This is a genomic window from Actinomadura rupiterrae, assembly GCF_024172125.1.
In the GTDB taxonomy this organism is placed as follows: Bacteria; Actinomycetota; Actinomycetes; order Streptosporangiales; family Streptosporangiaceae; genus Spirillospora; species Spirillospora rupiterrae.
In genome coordinates, this window is sequence record NZ_JAMZEA010000007.1 from 366,514 (window position 1) to 384,286 (window position 17,773).

The following is a 17,773-nucleotide window of genomic DNA, read 5'->3' on the forward strand; positions in this document are numbered from 1 at the left end:
ATTGCCGGTGCCGCACTTCTCAGATCCGAACGTCCGGTGGCTGACGGAGATCAACTTCTCCGGGGATGTCCGGGACCGGCCGTCACGGCGCGGGCTCAGCGCTGCCGATCCGACTCAGCTGGGCCGGTCGGACGCGACGGGGACGGACGCGTTGATGAGCTGCGCGGCGGTGAAGTGCGCCTTGCCGACGGCGTTCTCGACGGTGTGCAGGGAGTTCGTGGAGATCGCGCCCTCGTAGACGAGCATGAGCTGGTCGGTGAGCAGTTCGGGATCGGCCGTCCGGCTCTCCTGCGCGAGCTGGAAGACGCAGTCGCGCAGCGCGGCCTTGTACGAGTGGATGACGGCACGGGCGGGATGGTCGGGTTCGGCGAGTTCGGCCAGGGCGTTGACGAACGAGCAGCCCCGGAACTGGGACTCGGACTGCGCCCAGCCCTCCAGGGCGTCGAAGACGGCGAGCAGGCGGGCGCGCGGGTCGTCGCCGGCGTCGTCGATGGCGCGCTGCAGGCGGAGCTGCCAGCGCGTCTCGCGGCCTTCGAGGTAGGCCATGATCAGCGCCTGCTTGCCGCCGAAGTGCTTGTAGAAGGTCATCCGCGCGACCCCGGCGGCCTCGATCACGGCGTCCACGCCGGTCGAGTTGATGCCGTGAGCGTAGAAGAGCTCGTCGGCGGCGTCGAGGATGCGACGGCGTGCTGGGGTGCTGTTCTGTTCGCTCATACCCCGACTGTATAGAACGTTCCGTCTACCCTGCAAGGGGGTAGACGGAACGTTCTATATACGAGCTACGCGAGGGCGCCGAAAGCCTCGATGCGGGCGACCGTTTCGCGGTTTCCGGTGTGGACGTGGCCGTCCAGGCCGAGCCGGCGCGCCGCGTCCACGTTGGCCGGGGTGTCGTCGATGAACAGCGCGTCCCCGGCGGCGACACCCAGCCGCCGCAGCGTCAGCTCGAAGATCCGCGGGTCCGGTTTCGCAAAGCCGACCTCGCAGGACAGGACGATCTCGTCCGCGATCCCGGCCATCCCCTCCCGCGCCAGGATCGTCCCGACCACGGGCCACGCGTTGCTGACGATCGCGACCGCCACCCGCCGCTCCGGATCTTCCCGCCCCGCGCGCAGGGTGCGCAGGGCTTCCAGGAGGCCGGTGTTCCAGGTCTCGCGGGCGCCCATGTCGGCGCGCAGGTCCGACACCTCGTCCGGACGGAGCCGGAGGCGCTCGGCGACGATCCCCCACCAGTCGTCCTCGCTCATCCGGCCGACGAGCACCGCCTCGTCGTTCCCGCCGAACACCGCGCGCAGGACCTTCCGCGGCGACGTCCCGAGCCGGACGGCCCAGTCGGCGAGCACCTCCCGGGTGCGGTCGGACCGCAGCACCCCGCCGACGTCGATCAGGACCGCGCGCGCCGCGCCCCGCGCGACCCGCCCCGTGGCCGCGCCCGCGGCCGCGCTCGTCTCGTCCACAAAAGCCATACGCCCAAGTCTCGGGCGAAACCCGCGGAAACGCAGCCCCGGCAGGAGTGCCAGGTCACCGCTGCGTCGCTGACCCATTACGGCCAAGCTGCCTCCAGCCCCGGATCCCGATCGTCAGATAGGTAATCCCAGACGAACGGAGTCCTCGATGGCGGAGGCGCCGCAGCGCGACCGGGGCGGGATCGTCCTCGGCCTGAGCGCGCTCGTCTGGGCGCTCGTGCTGGTCGTCGCGTTCGTCCTGGCGACCAGCGGGGTGTCGGAGATCGTCGCGACGGCGGTGACGGTCGTGACCGCGATCACCTCGGTGCTGGCGCTCGTCCCGCAGTACTTCCCGCCGAAACCGGAGCAGCGCCCTAACCCCGGCCTGCTCCGCGCCGCGATCTGGGCGATGCTCTTCGTCGAGCTGGCCTGCACGGTGTTCCTCGGCGCGCTGCTGTGGAAGCGGCACCACGACGCGACCAAGCCGCTGGACGTGACCGGAGTGGTCATCACCACGCAGGACGCGGCCGGGGTGCGTCCCGGGAGCGCGATGACGATCCGGGTCTCGGTCTCCGACTACCGCCGGCTGCTCACGCTGCGGCTGGACGCCGACGACAGCGATCCGGGCCGCGGGTCGTGCCGTTCGTTCACGAGCCTGGCCCCGCTGACCGTCCTCGGCGGCGGGGCGGCCCGTCCGGCCGCGCTGCGCCCGGGCGGTGTCGTCACCGTGCCGGTGTACCGGCAGGTGGGGTCGGTGACGCTGAAGGTCGGCGTCGTGAACGACCAGGGCGACCGGAACTGCATGGTGCGGATCAGCATCCGCGAGGCCCACCTGACCAACGGCTGACCTGGGAGGACCCATGCGCACCCTCGGCGCCCGCACGACCGCCGCCCCGCGGCTCCCCGGCGCGCGCAGGACCGGCTCCCGCACGACCGGCGCGCGCAGGACCGGCGCCCGTACGGCCGGTGCCCGTGTGGCCGGTGCCCGTACGGCCGGCGTCCTGCTGCTGCTCGGCGCGCTCGGTGGGCTCGGCGCGGCGTGCGGGGGCGGGGGCGGCAAGTGCGATCCGGCGAGGTCGCTGCTGTGCGGGCCGACCGTGTCCGTCGGCGTCGTGGCGGACGCGCCGGGGCTGTCCTGGGGCGCGACGAACCCGGCGGGGCTCGACATCGACGTCATGAAGGCCGTCACGACCGGGCTGAGGCTCCAGCCGTCCACGCACATCCTCGACTCCCGGGACCGGGCCGCGCAGTTGCAGGACCACACCGTGAGCCTGGTCGTCGCGGCCTACTCGATCACCCCCGACCGCAACGCGCAGAAGGTCGACTTCGCGGGCCCGTACGCGGTCAGCCAGCAGGCGCTGCTGGTGCGCGCCGCCGACCACAGCATGGACGGCGGCTCCACGCTGAACGGCAAGAGCGTCTGCACGACCGAGAGCACGACGGGCGGCCGGGTGAAGCTGCCCGGCGCGGTCATGAGCACCCAGCCGACGTCGATCGCGGGCTGCGTCGCGCAGCTCGAACAGCGCCGGGTGGACGCGGTGTTCACCGACACGCTCGTCCAGTACGGGTACGCGCAGCAGTTCCCCGGCCGGTACCGGGTCGTCCAGTCCGGCACGTGGGGCCAGAACCAGTACTACGGGATCGGCCTGCCCATGGGGCACCGCGCCGACTGCCTGAAGATCAACGAGCAGCTCCGGAGCTACCTGCGGACCCAGTGGCGGACGGACTTCCTCGCCACCTTCCCGCTCGCCGTCCAGGGGGCCACGGGCCAGACGAACGGGCAGGGCGACTTCGAGAGCATGTACAAGCCGTCCGACAGCTTGATGACCGAACTGTCCTGCAAGTCCGCGAAGTGAGCGGACACGGCCCGCCGACCGCGGACGCCCCGGGCCCTCTAGTGGGCGGCCGCGCAACGTGTGGCCGGGATCGGACAGGTCTGTCGAAAGGGCTTGATTGCGCACCTCGGCGGGGGTGGCGGCGTGATCGGACGATCACCGGCGGTTGACCGCGGCCCGCGCCTGTTCCTAGGTTGAAAACGCGTAAGAAAGCTTCAGTCTCGCCTGTTGAGATGTCACTCAATTACCCCGAGGGCGGTATGACTGTCACAGATCTCGATTACGAGAAGGCGCTGCGGAGGCTGTCCAAGGCGTCCGTCGAAAAGCACTGGGAACCGTTCCGGGACATTCCCTGGGACGACCCGGAGTACGCGATCGATCCGGCGGACCCGCGCTGGGAACTGCCGCGGGCCGATCCGCTGTCGGCGCATCCGTGGTACCTGGCGCAGCCGGCGGAGACGCGGGCGGCCATCGGGCTGTACCGGCAGGCCAACGTCGCCAAGGTCGGCATGCAGTTCGAGAACCTGCTGAACAGGGGCCTGCTGGCCTTCGCGTGGCGGCTGCCGAACGGCTCGGCGGAGTTCCGCTACGTGTACCACGAGATGATCGAGGAGGGGCACCACGGGCTGATGTTCCAGGAGTTCGTCGACCGCAGCGGAACCGACGCCCCGGGAATGTCGCGAGTGTTCCGGTGGGCCGGCGAGATCGTGCCGGTGTTCGGCGCGGTCGCCCCCGCGCTCTATTTCTTCGGCGTGCTCGCGGGCGAGGAACCGATCGACCACATGCAGCGGCGGGTGCTTCGGGACGGCGAGGAGGGGCACCCGCTCATCACCCGCATCATGGCGATCCATGTGGCGGAGGAGGCGCGGCATATTTCGTTCGGCCGCAGATATCTGCGCTACCACGTGCCGCGAATGGCGGCGCCGTCGCGGTTCCTGCTGAGCCTCGGCGTCCCGCCGACGGCGAAGGTGATGGCGACCGTCATCCTGACGCCGCCGCCCGCGATGGCGCGGAGCTTCGGCATCCCGAAGAGCGTGGTGCGGCAGGCGTACTGGCGGTCCGACGCGTCCAGGGACACCATCGCGGACGCGGTGGGCGGGCTGCGCGACCTCTGCCAGGAGATCGGCCTCATCAACCCGGTGAGCAAGCGGCTGTGGCAGGCGCTCGGGATCTGGCGCGACGGGGCGGGGGCGTCGTCGCGCCAGAACAGGGCGAGGAACGGGCGCCGGGAGGTGGAGACGGCGCCGCTGCCCGAGGGCTAGGGCTGCGGCTCCTCCTGGGTGACGGCGGCGATGGTGTCTTGGAGCAGGGCCGGGACCTCGCGGACGAGCAGGTGCCGGCCGTCCTCGACGATCTGCCGGCCGGAGACCACGACGTGCCGGACGTCGGCGGCGGTGGCGGCGAACACGGCCGTCTCCGCCGCCAGGTCCGGGCCCGCGCCCGCCGTCCGGGGCGAGTCGAGGGCGATCGTGGTGAGGTCGGCGTACGCGCCGGGCTCCAGCCGGCCCGCCTCGGGCCAGCCGAGCGCGTAGTGGCCGTTCCAGGTGGCGGCGGCGAGCAGCTCCGGGGCCGTCCAGTGGCCGCGGACGCGGGTCCGGAGCCGCTCGTCCAGCTCCACCGCGCGCGCCTCCTCGAACAGGTCGATGACGGCGTGCTGGTCGGAGCCGAGGTTGACCGGGGAGCCCGCGTGGTGCAGGTCGCGGGCGGGGCCGATGCCGTCGGCGAGGTCGCGTTCGGTGGTGGGGCACATGCACACGCCGGTGGTGGTCGCGCCGAGCAGGCCGACGTCCTCGGGCGTCAGGTGGGTGGCGTGCACGGCCGTGGTGAGCGCGCCGAGCGCGCCGCACTCGGCGAGCAGCTTCGTCGGCGTCATCCCGTACGCGTCGAGGCACGCCTCGTTCTCGGCGGGCTGCTCCGACAGGTGGACGTGCAGGGGCGCGCGCCGGTCCTTCGCCCAGGACGCGACGGCCCGGATCTGCTCGCGCGGGACGGCCCGGACCGAATGGATCGCGGCCCCCACGCGCGCATGAGGACGAGCGTCCTTGTCGTTGTGCTCGTAGAGGGTGTCGACGCGGCGGGCCCAGTCGCCTGCCGTTCCGTCGCCGAACCGGAGTTGCGGACCGGCGAGGGGCTGTCCCATGCCGCCGGTCAGGTAGCAGGCGTCGAGGAGGGTGATGCGTATGCCGGCCGCGTCGGCGGCCGCGATCAGCGCCTCGCCCATGGCGTTCGGCTCGTCGTAGGACGCGCCGCCGGGCTTGTGGTGGAGGTAGTGGAACTCGCCGACGCAGCTGATGCCGGCCAGCGCCATCTCGGCGTAGACGGCGGTGGCGAGCTCGCGGTAGGAGTCGGGGTCCAGGCGGTCGGCGACCTTGTACATGGTGTCGCGCCACGTCCAGAAGGTGCCGCGGTCCATCTGGACGCGGCCGCGGAGGGCTCGGTGGAAGGCGTGGGAGTGCGCGTTCGCCAGCCCCGGGAGGGTGAGGCCGCGCAGGCGCGGCGCGTCCGGCGGGGCCGGGACGCCGCTGCTGATGCTGGTGATCCGCTCGCCGTCGGCCTCGATGAGGACGTCGGCGGCGACGCCGTCTCCGAGCCAGGCGTACTCGGCGTGCCATCGCATAAGGGATCCCTACCCGCGGACCAGGTCGGCCAGTACCGAGGCGAGGGCTTCCACACCCGCGAGGCAGTCGCCGGTCTCCGCGTGCTCGCTCGGCGCGTGCGAGACGCCGGTCGGGTTCCGGACGAACAGCATCGCCGTCGGCAGCACCGCCGACAGGATGCCCGCGTCGTGCCCCGCGCCCGTGGGCAGCACCGGGGCGCCGCCGAGCGCGCCCACGACCCGGTCGCGCAGCGCGAGGTTGAAGTCGACGACCTCGGTGTAGGACTCCTCGGTCAGCTCGACCGAGACGCCGTGCCCCTCCCCCGCGGCGCGGGCCTGTTCGAGCACGTCCGAAACCGTCGCACGGACGGACCGCTCGTCCGGACCGCGGCTGTCGAGCCACGCGGCCACCGCGGACGGGATCGCGTTCACGCCGCCCGGCACGACCTTCACCTTGCCGATCGTGGCGACGCTGTCGTGCCGCTCGGCGGACGCGCGGGCGGCGAGGACGGTCGAGGCGAACGGCAGCATCGGGTCGCGGCGGTCGGCGAGCCGGGTCGTCCCGGCGTGGTTGCCCTCGCCGCGGAAGTCCAGCCGCCACCGGCCGTGCGGGACGATCGCGGACGCGACACCGACGGGCGTGTCCGGCGCGAGCGCGCGGCCCTGCTCGACGTGCAGCTCGACGTAGCAGCCGATGCGCCCGAGCAGGTCGTCGTCGCGTCCGATCCCGGCGGGATCGACCCCGTTCGCCGCCGCGACCTCGCTGAACGTCCGCCCTTCGGCGTCGGTCAGCGCGCGCGCACGAGCGGGGTCGATCGCCCCCGAAAGCAGCCGGGATCCGAGGCAGGCGACACCGAACCGCGCGCCTTCCTCTTCAGCGAACGCGCCGACCCCCAGCGGACGCGCCGGCTCGATCCCCCGCGCGCGCATGAGGTCGATCGCCGCGAACGCCGAAACCACGCCGAGCGGCCCGTCGAACGCGCCGCCGCCAGGCACCGAGTCCAGGTGGCTTCCGGTAAGGACGGCGTCGTCGCGCCGTCCCGAAGCCGGATACCACCAGGCGAACAGGTTGCCGTTCCCGTCCGACTCGACCTCCAGCGAACGGGCACGGGCCTCGTCGAGGAACCAGTCGCGGCACTCCAGCTCGGACGGCGTCCACACGAAACGGTCGTAACCACCGGTTCCGGCGTCCCGTCCGATGGGCAGCAGCGCCGCCCACATCTCCTCGAAGCCCAACCCGTTCTCCCAGCCGCTCGGTTCAGACATGACGCGCGAGGACCCGCACAACAACGCGCAAGGTTCCGCATGACGCGCGAGGACCCCCAGGATGCGGAAGGACTCGCATGGCGCGGGGACCCGCATGGCGCGGGGACCCGCATGAGGCGGGAGGCCCGAGCCGCCTGGCGGGGCCCGGGTCCTCCCGGTGGATCAGCTCTCGCGCATCGGGATGCGGACGCCGCGTTCGGCGGCGACGTCCTCGGCGCGCTCGTAGCCCGCGTCCACGTGCCGCATGACGCCCGTGCCGGGGTCGTTGGTGAGGACGCGCTCCAGCTTCTGCCCCGCCAGATCGGTGCCGTCCGCGACGCAGACCTGGCCCGCGTGGATCGAGCGGCCGATGCCGACACCGCCGCCGTGGTGGATCGACACCCAGGTCGCGCCGGACGAGGTGTTCAGCATGGCGTTCAGCAGCGGCCAGTCGGCGATGGCGTCCGAGCCGTCCTTCATGCCCTCGGTCTCGCGGTACGGGGACGCGACCGAGCCGCAGTCCAGGTGGTCGCGGCCGAGCACGATCGGCGCGGAGATCTCGCCGCGCGCGACGAGGTCGTTGAACACCGCGCCGGCCTTGTCGCGCTCGCCGTAGCCGAGCCAGCAGATCCGCGACGGCAGGCCCTGGAAGTGCACCTTCTCGCCCGCCATCTTGATCCAGCGGGTCAGCTGCTCGTTCTCCGGGAACAGGTCCAGGATCGCCTTGTCGGTGCGCGCGATGTCCTTCGGGTCGCCCGACAGCGCCGCCCAGCGGAACGGGCCCTTGCCCTCGCAGAACAGCGGCCGGATGTACGCCGGGACGAACCCGGGGAACGCGAACGCGCGGTCGTAGCCCGCCGTCTGCGCCTCACCGCGGATCGAGTTGCCGTAGTCGAAGACCTCGGCGCCCGCGTCCATGAACCCGACCATGGCCTCCACATGCTTGGCCATCGACTGGCGGGCGCGGTCGGTGAAGCCCTGCGGGTCCTTGTCGCGCTCGGCGTCCCAGTCCTCGAACGCCACGCCGGACGGCAGGTACGCGAGCGGGTCGTGCGCGCTGGTCTGGTCGGTGACGATGTCGATCGGCGCGCCCCGGCGCAGCAGCTCGGGGACGACGTCGGCGGCGTTGCCGAGCAGGCCGATCGACAGCGGCTCGCGCTTGTCGCGGGCCTCGACGGCGAGGCGCAGCGCCTCGTCCAGCGAGTCGGCGCGGACGTCGCAGTAGCGGTGCTCGACGCGCCGGTCGATCCGGGACGGGTCGACCTCGACGCAGATCGCGACGCCGCCGTTCATCGTCACCGCGAGCGGCTGCGCGCCGCCCATCCCGCCGAGCCCGGCGGTCAGCGTGATCGTCCCGGCCAGCGAGCCGCCGAACAGCTTGGCCGCGACGGCCGCGAACGTCTCGTAGGTGCCCTGCAGGATGCCCTGCGTGCCGATGTAGATCCACGAACCGGCGGTCATCTGCCCGTACATGGTGAGGCCCTCGGCCTCCAGCCGCCGGAACTCGTCCCAGTTCGCCCACTGCGGGACGAGGTTGGAGTTCGCGATCAGCACCCGCGGCGCCCACTCGTGCGTGCGGAAGATCCCGACCGGCTTGCCGGACTGGACGAGCAGCGTCTCGTCCCCGTCCAGGGACTCCAGCGAGCGGACGATCCCGTCGAAGGAGTTCCAGTCGCGGGCGGCCTTGCCGGTGCCGCCGTACACCACGAGCTTGTCGGGGTGCTCGGCGACCTCCGGGTCCAGGTTGTTCTGGAGCATGCGCAGGGCGGCCTCCTGCGGCCAGCCCTTGGCGGTGGTGAGCTGCGTGCCGCGCGGCGCGCGGACGGGGCGGGGACCGGACATGAGGGATCTCCTCGGAACGACGGGTCGCGCGCGGGTCACCGCGCGCGCGGGATTCAGGACAGGGGGCCGGTGACGGACTCGGCGGCGGCGACGAGCGAGCCGTCCCGCACCAGCTCGGTGGTGGCGGCGATCTCGGGGGCGAGGTGGCGGTCCGGGCCGGGGCCGGGCACGCCGCCCTCGCGCAGCCGCGCCACGACCGCGGCCGTCGCCGGGCCCGGACGCAGCGGGGCGCGCAGCTCCAGCGCGCGGGCCGCCGCCATGATCTCGATGGCGACGACCTGGGTCAGGCCGTCCACCGCCCGGCGCAGCTTGCGCGCGGCGTTCCAGCCCATGGACACGTGGTCCTCCTGCATCGCCGAGCTCGGGATCGAGTCGGCCGACGACGGCACCGCGTGCCGCTTCAGGTCGCTGACGATCGCGGCCTGCGTGTACTGCGCGATCATCAGCCCGGAGTCCACCCCCGGGTCGTCGGCGAGGAACGCCGGCAGCCCGAACGAGCGGGCCTTGTCGAGCAGCCGGTCGGTGCGGCGCTCCGACATCGACGCGACGTCCGCGGTCGGGACGGCCAGGAAGTCCAGCACGTACGCGACGGGCGCGCCGTGGAAGTTGCCGTTCGACTCGACCCGCCCGTCCGGCAGGACGACCGGGTTGTCCACGGCCGAGGCCAACTCGCGGGACGCGACCAGCTCGGCGTGCGCGAGCGTGTCGCGGGCCGCGCCGTTCACCTGCGGGGCGCAGCGCAGCGAGTAGGCGTCCTGGACGCGGGTGCAGTCCGGGCCGCGGTGCGACGCCATGATCGGCGAGTCGGCGAGCAGCGCGCGCAGGTTCGCGGCCGAGATCCCCTGCCCGGGGTGCGGGCGCAGCGCCTGCAGGTCGGCGGCGAACACCCGGTCGGTGCCGAGCAGCGCCTCCACGCTCATCGCGGCGGCGAGGTCGGCGGCGGTGAACAGCCGGTGCAGGTCGCGGATGGCGAGGACCAGCATGCCGAGCATGCCGTCCGTGCCGTTCAGCAGGGCCAGGCCCTCCTTCGCACCGAGCGTGACCGGCTCGATCCCGGCCTCGGCCAGCGCGTCCTTCGCCTCGCGGAGATCAACCTTGGCATCCCGGACCTGGCCCTCGCCGATCAGCGCGAGCGCGCAGTGCGCCAGCGGCGCGAGGTCACCGGAGCAGCCGAGGCTGCCGTGCTCGTGGACGATCGGGGTGATGCCCGCGTTCAGCAGCGCCGCGAACGCCCTCGCCGTCGCGGGCTGCACGCCCGTCCGGCCGGTCGCGAGGGTGTGCAGGCGCAGCAGCATCAGCGCCCGGACGACCTCCCGCTCCACCTCCGGGCCGGACCCGGCGGCGTGCGAGCGCACGATGTTCAGCTGGAGCCGCGCCCGCAGCTCCGGCGCGATGTGCCGGGTCGCGAGCGCCCCGAACCCGGTCGAGACGCCGTACACCGGCGTCGGACGCGACTCCAGCTCCTCGATCGCGGCCCGCGAGTCGGTGATCGCCTTCATCGCCTCGTCGGTCAGCGCGACCCGCGCGCCGTCCCGGGCCACCGCGACGACCTCAGCGAAGGTCAGCGGTTCCGGTCCGACCTGGATGTTCGTGTCCCCCATGCCGAAACTCATACCCCCATTGCAGCGCGCGGACCGCGCCCCCGCGACCCGCCCGGACCGGGTCCTGTCTCAGATACGAGACAATGGCCGCATGACCGAGAACTCCGCCTCAGCGGTCGGCAGCGGGCGCGAGCCGCCCTCCAGCGGCCCGGCGGACGCTGGAGGGCGCGAGGCCGCGGCCGGGGGCGGGCGCGAGGCCGCGGCCAGGGACGGGCGCGAGGCCGCGGCCAGGGACGGGCGCGAGGCCGCGGCCAGGGACGGGCGCGAGGCGGCCGCTGGGGGCGGGCAGGTGCCGGCGGCGCGGCGGGCGCTCGCGGTGCTGCGGCTGCTCGCCGCGTCGGCGGGCCCGCTGCCCGCCTCGGCCATCGCCCGCGAGCTGGGCCTGCCCCGGTCGTCCACCTACCACCTGCTGACCGCCATGGCCGAGGACGGCTTCGTCTCCTACGTCCCCGAGGACCGGCGCTGGGGCCTCGGCGTCGCCGCCTTCGAGATCGGCTCCGCCTACCTGCGGCACGGCCCGCTCGAACGCCTCGCCCGCCCGCTGCTGCGCCGCCTGGTCGACCGCACCGGCGACATCGCCCAGCTCGGCGTCCTGCACGGCGCCGAGACCCTCTACCTGCTGAAGGAGCAGCCCACGCGGCGGCAGGCCACCCTGGTCACCGACGTCGGCGTCCGGATGCCCGCCCAGCTCACCGCGAGCGGCCTGTCCATGCTCGCCCACCTGCCCGCCGCGCAGGTCCGCGCCCTGTTCCCCGGCCCGCTCGTGGACCGCACCGGCCGCGGCCCGGCCTCGCTGCGCGAGCTGCGGCGCGTCCTGTCCGAGGACGCCCGGCGCGGCTGGTCCGCCGAGGACGGCCAGGTCACCGAGGGCTTCGCGTCCATCGCCGCCTGCTCCTTCGACCACACCGGCCACCCGACCGCCGCGATCACCGTCACTTTCCGCCGCGAGACCCGCCCCGAGGAGACCTGGCCCGACCTGGCAGCCGAAGTCCGCCGCACCGCCGCCGACCTCACCCAAAGACTCGGCGGCAAACAGAAATGAAAAAGCCCGCACGATAACGTGCGGGCCTTTCATGGGAAACGGCGTCAGGAGGCGATGCCGGCCTTCTTCAGCCAGTCCTTGGCGACGTCGCGCGCCTCGGCCTTGTCGACGGACATCTTGGAGTTCATGTCCAGGAGGTCCTGCGTGGTCAGCTTGGCCGCGATCGCGTTCAGGACGCCCTGGGCATCGGCGTTGACCTTGCTGCGGTAGATCAGCGGGGTGACGTTCTGGGCCGGGAAAACATTCTTCGGGTCTTCGAGGGCCACGAAGTTGTTCTTGGTGATGGCGGCGTCGGTCGAGAAAAGATTCGCCGCCTGGATCTGGCCCTGCTTCAGGCGCGCCACGGTGATGGGGCCCGCGGTGTCGAGGGACTTGAATTCCTTGAATTCAATGCCGTACTTTTCCTTGATTCCGACCAGGCCGGACTCGCGGGTCTTGAATTCGGACGGGCCGCCGAAGGTGATGGTGGACGCGACCGGCTTGAGGTCGGCGATGGTCTTCAGCTTGTCCTTGTCGGCCGTCTCCTTGGTGACGACGACCGAGTCCTTGTCCTCGGCCTTGGCCGAGTTGAGGATGCCGAGCGTGGACGGCAGCTTCTGGCCGAGGGCGGCGTTGACCTCGTCGGTCGTCGCGGCGGTCGCCTTCGGGTCGATGTGCAGCAGCAGGTTGCCGTTGTACTCGGGGACGATCGCGAGCTGCCCGGACTGGATGGCCTTGTAGTAGGCCTCGCGGGTGCCGGCGACCTTGGTCTCGGCCTTGATGCCCTTGGCCTTGAGGGCCTGGGCGTAGACCTCGCCGAGGGCCTGGCTCTCGGGGAAGTCGGCGGTGCCGATCACCAGCGTGCCGCCACCGCCACCGCCTCCGGTCGAGCCGCCGAGCGGGTTCTTGTCGCCACCGCCGCCGCCCCCGCAGGCCGACAGCGCCAGCGCGCCCACGAGCAGTACGGCGGCGCCGCGCATCTTGGAGATCATCTGAACGGTCCTTTCGCAGGGACTTCGGTGTGAGTCAGGAGGTGCGCCGCAGGCCCGGCGAGACCGCGACCCGGCGCAGCAGGGCGAACACGAACTGGATGAGGAAGGCGAGCAGGATGACCAGGAGCGCGCCGCCCGCGGTGCTGGAGTACTCCTGCCGCTTGAGGCCGTCCACGATGAACCGGCCGAGGCCGCCGAGGCCGACGTAGGCGGCGATGGTCGCGGTGGAGACGATCTGGATCGCCGCGGTGCGCAGGCCGAGCAGCACCAGCGGCAGCGCCATCGGCGCCTCCACCCGCCAGAGCACCTGGGTGCCGGTCATGCCCATGCCCTCCGCCGCGTCCCGCAGGCCGGGCTCGACCTGCTGGACGCCGGTGTAGGCGTTCACCAGGACGGGCGGGATGGCGAGGACGATCAGCGGGATCAGCGTCGGGACCAGGCTGGACGAGGTGACCAGCACGGCCAGGATGAGCAGGCCGAGGGTCGGCAGCGCCCGCGCGCCGTTGGCGGACGCGATCACCGAGAAGCCGAAGAACGAGGCGGCCCTCCCGCGCCGGACGTGCCCGAGCAGCAGCCCGACCGGCAGCGCGATCAGGACGGTGATCGCGAACGCGAGGCCGGAGTACCAGAGGTGCTCGGTGAGGCGGTGCGGGATGCCGTCGGTGCCGTGCCACTGCTGGCCGTGGAAGAACCAGCGGATCGCGTCGAGGATGGCGTTCACAGGGCGGCCTCTTCCGGCTCGGTCAGCTCGGCCCGGACGGCGCGCCGGGCCGTCCTCGCGTTCGATCCCGCGCGGGCCCAGGGGGTCAGCAGCCGCTGGACGAGCAGGAGCAGCACGTCCGCGACCAGCGCCAGCGCGATGATCAGCGCGATGCCGACCACGATCGGGGTGGTGAAGTCGCGGTTGAAGCCGTCGGTGAACAGCTCGCCGAGGCCGCCGACGCCGATCAGCGCGCCGACCGAGACGAGGCTGATGTTGGAGACCGTCGCGACCCGCAGGCCCGCCATCACCACCGGCACGGCGATCGGCAGCTCGACCTGGACGAGCCGGCGCAGCGTGCCGAAGCCCATCGCGGTGGCGGCCTGCCGGACGTGCTCGGGCACCGAGTCCATGCCGTCCACCACGGCGGGGACCAGCACCGACAGGGTGTAGAGGGTGAGCGGGATGATCACGGTGGTGCGGGTCAGGCCGGTGAAGGCGACCAGCACGACGAACAGCGCGATCGCCGGGATGGCGTAGAGCACGCTGGTGAGCCCGACGACCGGCGCGTACAGCCAGCGGTAGCGGGCGCAGAGCAGCCCGACCGGCAGCGAGACGGCCAGGCCGAGCAGGACCGGGACGATCGACAGGACCAGGTGGTCGTTGAGGTGCTGGGTGATGATGTCGGAGTTGCGGCCGATCCAGTCCCAGCGGACCAGCGGCTCCCCGTCGTCCCCGACCGCGAGCGCGCGGCCGGACGCGAGCCCGCCGCCGGTCCCGAGCCCGCCGCCCGGCAGGAGCGGGGCGAGGTGCGCGCTCACCGCTCGCCCGCCGCCGCGGCCCCGCCGCCCTGGGCGGAACCGGTTCCGGTCGCGGACTCCGCTCCGGCCGCAGTACCGGTTCCGGTCGCGGATTCCGCTCCGGTCGCGGACTCGGCTTCGGCGGCGGCCTCCGCGTCGAGCTGCTGGACGAACCGGAGCCGCCGGATGCCGCGCTCCCCGCCGAGGAAGTCGCGGACGAAGTCGTTGGCGGGCTCGGCGAGCAGCTCCTCGGGGGTGGCGTACTGCGCGAGGACGCCGCCGACCTGGAAGACCGCGATGCGGTGGCCGAGCTTCACGGCCTCGTCGATGTCGTGGGTGACGAAGACGATCGTCTTCTCCAGGTCGTTCTGCAGCCGGAGGAACTCGTCCTGCAGCTGGGTGCGGACGATGGGGTCGACCGCGCTGAACGGCTCGTCCATCAGCATGATCGGGGGGTCGGCGGCGAGCGCGCGGGCGACGCCGACGCGCTGCTGCTGGCCGCCGGACAGCTGGGCGGGGTAGCGCTTGGCGAGGCCGGTGTCGAGGCCGACCCGCTCCATCAGTTCCAACGCGCGGGCGCGGGCCTGCTTCTTGTCCTGGTGGAGCAGGTAGGGCACGGTGGCGATGTTGTCGATGATCGTGCGGTGCGGGAAGAGCCCGCCCTGCTGGATGACGTAGCCGATGCCGCGGCGCAGCGTGGGCGGGTCGACCTGGCGGATGTCGCGGCCGTCGACGGTGATCGTCCCGGTGGTCGGGTCGATCATCCGGTTGACCATGCGGAGGGTGGTGGTCTTGCCGCAGCCGGACGGTCCGACGAGCACGGTGATGCGTCCGGCCGGGATCTCCAGGTCGAGGTCGTGCACGGCGACCGTGCCGTCCGGATAGCGCTTCGTCACGCCCGTGAAGGTGATCAAACGAGTCACGTCCTCTTGGGGCGCCGCGACGACGCCGTTCCGCTCGCTGACATTTGGGTGATCGGTACCGGCATCCACCCAACCTTAGACAACCGACAATCTCCGGTACCGCTCCGGCCAGGTCAACCCGTTATCTATCGATGTTACCGACCTGAAAACACGAGAAAGGGGCGCAGCGCCGTGACGCACAGCCGTATCGAGCTTGACGGGACGTCCCTCACCTGCGATCTGGTGGCCCGCGCGGCCCGCGGGGACGTGATGATCGCCATATCCGACGCGGGCCGCAAGCAGGCCCGGGAAGCCTGGACGACCGTCCGGCGGGTGGCCGAGCGGCGGCCGGTCTACGGCCGGACGACCGGGGTCGGCGCGAACCGGGCGGTCGAGGTCGAGTGGGAGGACGCGGACGCGCACGGCCTGCGGCTGATGCGCAGCCACGCGGCCGGGGCCGGTCCGCTGGCGAGACCCGAGGTGGTGCGGGCGATGCTGGTCGTCCGGGCGAACCAGATCGCGGCGGGCGGCTCGGGCGTGGATCCGGGCGTCCTGACGGCCCTCGCGGACGCGCTGAACCTGGGCGTGCTGCCGCCCGTCCCGGTGTACGGGGCGATCGGCACCGGGGACCTGACCGCGATGGCGTCCACGGCGCTGTGCCTGATCGGCGAGCGGAACTGGCTGGACGGCGGGCTGGACGGCGGCGGCGAGGCCGATCCGGACGCCGGGGTGGCGCGCGGCCCGCACTTCCCGCTCAGCTCGGCGGACGCGCTGGGCTTCATGAGCTCGAACGCCGCGACGCTGGGCGAGGCGGCGCTGGCGGTGACCGATCTGCGGGAGGCGCTGGACGCGTCGGTGGTGATCGCTGCGCTGTCGCTGCTGGCCGTGCGGGGGTCGCGGGAGCCGTACGCGCCCGCGGTGCACCGGGGGCAGCCCGTCCAGGGCGAGGTGGCGGCGGCGGTGCGGAGCCTGCTGGCCTACGAGCACGACACCCCGGCGCGCATCCAGGACCCGTACGGATACCGGGCGTTTCCGCAGGTCCATGGCCCTGCCGTGGAGGCGGCGCGGCACGCCGAGGCGACGGTCACGCGGGTGATCAACAGCGCGGCGGAGAACCCGCTGGTGGACGTCCCGGACGCGGAGGTCTGGCACAACGGCAACTTCCACACCGCCGGGACGGGCCTGGCGCTGGACGCGGCGCGGCTGGCGCTGTTCCAGACCGGGGCGCTGTCGGCGGCGCGGCTGGGCACGCTGACCGAGCCGTCCTTCACCGGGCTGCGGCCGTTCCAGGCGAACGCGGAGGCGGCCTCGGGGATCATGATCCTGGAGTACGTGGCGCACTCGGCGCTCGCGGACGTCCGGCGGCACGCGGCCCCGGCGGCGCTCGGCAGCGCGGTGCTGTCGCGGGGCGTGGAGGAGCACGCGGGCTTCGCGACGCAGTCGGCGCGGGCGACGGGCGAGGCGGTCGCGGCGTACCGGATCGGGCTGGCGTGCGAGCTGGTCGCGGCCGTGCGGGCGCTGCGGATGCAGGGGCGCGCCCCGTCCGGCGGGGCCCTCCGCGCGGCCTACGAGCGCGCCGCGGCCGTCCTCCCCGAGGACGTGGCCGACCGCCCCCTGGACGCCGACATCGCCATAGCCGCCGACCTGCTCCCGGAGCTCGCCCGCCTCTACCCCGCCTCCGACGAGCCCCGCCGCGCCGAATGACCGGCCCAGCCCAGGCGGAGGGCTGCCAGAGGAGCGGCTCAGGGCGAAGCGGCAGGGCGGCTCAGAGCAGGGTGGAGGGGCGGACGATCAGCTCGGGTTCGCGGACGACGCGGCGCTTGCGGGACTTGCCGTCGATGACGTCCACGACGAGCCGGACGGCGGCGTGCACGATGCCGTCGATGTCCCAGTCGACCGTGGTCAGCGGCGGGGTGAGCAGCGCGGACATGGGGTGGCTGTCGTAGCCGCAGACGGCCAGGTCGCCGGGCACGGACAGGCCCAGCTCCCGCGTCGCGGCGTAGACGGCGTAGGCGATCGTGTCGGAGAAGCAGAACACCGCCGACGGACGGTCCGGGCCCGCCAGGACGCGGACGGCGACCTCGGTCACCTCGGCCGGGGACGGCGGCGCGACCACCACCTCGACGGCCAGGCCGAGCCGGTCGGCCTCGGCGTTGACGTGCACGTCGGCGGGCCGGTCGGGGGTGCTGGCGCGGGTCGGGGTGAACACCGCGACCCGCCGGTGGCCGAGGTCGCGCAGGTGCTCCAGGGCGAGCGTGACGCCGCGCCGGTTGTCGAAGACGACCTCGCCCTGGGCCTTGCCGCCGTGCAGGGCGTCCCCGATGGAGACGACCGGGAGGGTCTCGGCGAGGTCGGACCAGAGCGCGGCGGCGGGGTCGAGCGGCTGCACGATCAGGCCGTCCACCCGCTGGTCGCGCAGCCGCCGGGCGAGCGCCAGCTCGCGCTCGGGGTCGCCGCCGGCGTCCACGATCAGGGCGTAGCGGTCGCGGGCGAGCAGCGCGCGGCCGATCCCGACGGCGAGGGACTGCTGCCAGTAGTCCTCCAGGGAGCCGCAGAGCAGCCCGACCATGTCGGTGCGGCCGCTGGCCAGGGCGCGGGCGATCGGGTGCGCCTCGTAGCCGAGCTCCTCGGCGGCGGCGCGGACCCGCTCCTGGGTCTCCCCGGAGGTCTGGATGCCGCGCAGCGCGTAGGACACCGCGGCGGGTGAGAGGCCGGTCGCCTGCGCGACCTCCCGGATGGTCGCGCGCTTCCGCCTGTCGCTCACGCCCCCCAACCCTAGACGGTCGGGACGGCGGTT

The 17,773-nt window shown here is 73.0% G+C and carries 15 protein-coding genes and 1 pseudogene; 5 read left to right on the forward strand and 11 right to left on the reverse strand.

From position 1 onward, the window contains the following. Positions 1-114: 114 nt before the first annotated feature. Both FHU30_RS26045 and FHU30_RS26050 read right to left on the reverse strand, forming a co-directional pair. On the reverse strand, positions 115-714 hold the full coding sequence (locus tag FHU30_RS26045) for a TetR/AcrR family transcriptional regulator (protein WP_253879222.1): 600 nt from the start codon (positions 712-714) through the stop codon (positions 115-117). A 65-nt stretch (positions 715-779) separates the two neighbouring features. Further along, complete coding sequence (locus tag FHU30_RS26050; protein WP_253879223.1) at positions 780-1,463, reverse strand: HAD family hydrolase; 684 nt, start codon at positions 1,461-1,463, stop codon at positions 780-782. A 148-nt stretch (positions 1,464-1,611) separates the two neighbouring features. Here FHU30_RS26050 and FHU30_RS26055 point away from each other — a divergent pair, with 148 nt between their 5' ends. The 3 genes from FHU30_RS26055 to FHU30_RS26065 all read left to right on the forward strand — a co-directional run bounded on the left by FHU30_RS26055 (position 1,612) and on the right by FHU30_RS26065 (position 4,539). Then, positions 1,612-2,289 (forward strand): hypothetical protein, encoded by a 678-nt coding sequence (locus tag FHU30_RS26055; RefSeq protein WP_253879224.1) that lies wholly within the window; start codon positions 1,612-1,614, stop codon positions 2,287-2,289. 13 nt (positions 2,290-2,302) lie between these two features. Beyond that, positions 2,303-3,298, forward strand: coding sequence for a transporter substrate-binding domain-containing protein (locus FHU30_RS26060; RefSeq protein ID WP_253879225.1), 996 nt, complete (start codon positions 2,303-2,305; stop codon positions 3,296-3,298). A 239-nt stretch (positions 3,299-3,537) separates the two neighbouring features. Next, the gene (locus tag FHU30_RS26065) at positions 3,538-4,539 is read left to right on the forward strand and encodes an AurF N-oxygenase family protein (RefSeq protein ID WP_253879226.1); all 1,002 of its coding nucleotides are present in this window, start codon (positions 3,538-3,540) and stop codon (positions 4,537-4,539) included. Here FHU30_RS26065 and FHU30_RS26070 read toward each other — a convergent pair. The 4 genes from FHU30_RS26070 to hutH all read right to left on the reverse strand — a co-directional run bounded on the left by FHU30_RS26070 (position 4,536) and on the right by hutH (position 10,561). Next, on the reverse strand, positions 4,536-5,894 hold the full coding sequence (locus FHU30_RS26070; RefSeq protein ID WP_253879227.1) for a formimidoylglutamate deiminase: 1,359 nt from the start codon (positions 5,892-5,894) through the stop codon (positions 4,536-4,538). The two genes, FHU30_RS26065 and FHU30_RS26070, sit on opposite strands and share 4 nt — an antisense overlap. A gap of 9 nt (positions 5,895-5,903) precedes the next feature. Continuing rightward, positions 5,904-7,139 (reverse strand): allantoate amidohydrolase, encoded by a 1,236-nt coding sequence (locus FHU30_RS26075; protein WP_253879228.1) that lies wholly within the window; start codon positions 7,137-7,139, stop codon positions 5,904-5,906. Between the two features lie 162 nt (positions 7,140-7,301). Further along, positions 7,302-8,960, reverse strand: coding sequence for a urocanate hydratase (gene hutU / locus FHU30_RS26080; protein ID WP_253879229.1), 1,659 nt, complete (start codon positions 8,958-8,960; stop codon positions 7,302-7,304). Between the two features lie 53 nt (positions 8,961-9,013). Further along, complete coding sequence (hutH, locus tag FHU30_RS26085) at positions 9,014-10,561, reverse strand: histidine ammonia-lyase (protein WP_253879230.1); 1,548 nt, start codon at positions 10,559-10,561, stop codon at positions 9,014-9,016. Positions 10,562-10,652: 91 nt separating this feature from the next. Here hutH and FHU30_RS26090 point away from each other — a divergent pair, with 91 nt between their 5' ends. Next, positions 10,653-11,603: an IclR family transcriptional regulator gene (locus FHU30_RS26090; RefSeq protein ID WP_301323636.1), complete on the forward strand. Its 951-nt coding sequence runs from the start codon at positions 10,653-10,655 to the stop codon at positions 11,601-11,603. A 44-nt stretch (positions 11,604-11,647) separates the two neighbouring features. On the opposite strand, the gene FHU30_RS26095 is transcribed toward FHU30_RS26090, so the two are convergent. From FHU30_RS26095 to FHU30_RS26110, 4 genes and pseudogenes are all read right to left on the reverse strand, one after another. Continuing rightward, complete coding sequence (locus tag FHU30_RS26095) at positions 11,648-12,574, reverse strand: ABC transporter substrate-binding protein (protein WP_253879231.1); 927 nt, start codon at positions 12,572-12,574, stop codon at positions 11,648-11,650. 34 nt (positions 12,575-12,608) lie between these two features. Beyond that, on the reverse strand, positions 12,609-13,295 hold the full coding sequence (locus tag FHU30_RS26100) for an ABC transporter permease (protein ID WP_253879232.1): 687 nt from the start codon (positions 13,293-13,295) through the stop codon (positions 12,609-12,611). Next, positions 13,292-13,993, reverse strand: coding sequence for an ABC transporter permease (locus FHU30_RS26105; RefSeq protein WP_253879622.1), 702 nt, complete (start codon positions 13,991-13,993; stop codon positions 13,292-13,294). Before FHU30_RS26105 ends, FHU30_RS26100 begins: the two co-directional genes overlap by 4 nt. A 251-nt stretch (positions 13,994-14,244) precedes the next feature. Continuing rightward, positions 14,245-14,988: pseudogene (locus tag FHU30_RS26110) on the reverse strand (ABC transporter ATP-binding protein); the annotation flags it as partial. A gap of 180 nt (positions 14,989-15,168) precedes the next feature. On the opposite strand from FHU30_RS26110, the gene FHU30_RS26115 reads away from it, so the two are divergent. After that, positions 15,169-16,680 (forward strand): aromatic amino acid ammonia-lyase, encoded by a 1,512-nt coding sequence (locus FHU30_RS26115; protein ID WP_253879233.1) that lies wholly within the window; start codon positions 15,169-15,171, stop codon positions 16,678-16,680. Between the two features lie 61 nt (positions 16,681-16,741). Here FHU30_RS26115 and FHU30_RS26120 read toward each other — a convergent pair whose 3' ends face one another. Continuing rightward, positions 16,742-17,740: a LacI family DNA-binding transcriptional regulator gene (locus tag FHU30_RS26120; protein ID WP_253879234.1), complete on the reverse strand. Its 999-nt coding sequence runs from the start codon at positions 17,738-17,740 to the stop codon at positions 16,742-16,744. Between the last annotated feature and the right edge of the window lie 33 nt (positions 17,741-17,773).

Bases quoted from the DNA above. Each gene is read 5' to 3' on its own strand.
- hutU (WP_253879229.1), bottom strand. From the start codon at position 8,960: ATGTCCGGTCCCCGCCCCGTCCGCGCGCCGCGCGGCACGCAGCTCACC.
- FHU30_RS26060 (WP_253879225.1), top strand. From the start codon at position 2,303: ATGCGCACCCTCGGCGCCCGCACGACCGCCGCCCCGCGGCTCCCCGGC.
- FHU30_RS26070 (WP_253879227.1), bottom strand. From the start codon at position 5,894: ATGCGATGGCACGCCGAGTACGCCTGGCTCGGAGACGGCGTCGCCGCC.
- FHU30_RS26075 (WP_253879228.1), bottom strand. From the start codon at position 7,139: ATGTCTGAACCGAGCGGCTGGGAGAACGGGTTGGGCTTCGAGGAGATG.
- FHU30_RS26045 (WP_253879222.1), bottom strand. From the start codon at position 714: ATGAGCGAACAGAACAGCACCCCAGCACGCCGTCGCATCCTCGACGCC.
- FHU30_RS26055 (WP_253879224.1), top strand. From the start codon at position 1,612: ATGGCGGAGGCGCCGCAGCGCGACCGGGGCGGGATCGTCCTCGGCCTG.
- FHU30_RS26065 (WP_253879226.1), top strand. From the start codon at position 3,538: ATGACTGTCACAGATCTCGATTACGAGAAGGCGCTGCGGAGGCTGTCC.
- FHU30_RS26095 (WP_253879231.1), bottom strand. From the start codon at position 12,574: ATGATCTCCAAGATGCGCGGCGCCGCCGTACTGCTCGTGGGCGCGCTG.
- FHU30_RS26090 (WP_301323636.1), top strand. From the start codon at position 10,653: ATGACCGAGAACTCCGCCTCAGCGGTCGGCAGCGGGCGCGAGCCGCCC.
- FHU30_RS26050 (WP_253879223.1), bottom strand. From the start codon at position 1,463: ATGGCTTTTGTGGACGAGACGAGCGCGGCCGCGGGCGCGGCCACGGGG.
- hutH (WP_253879230.1), bottom strand. From the start codon at position 10,561: ATGGGGGACACGAACATCCAGGTCGGACCGGAACCGCTGACCTTCGCT.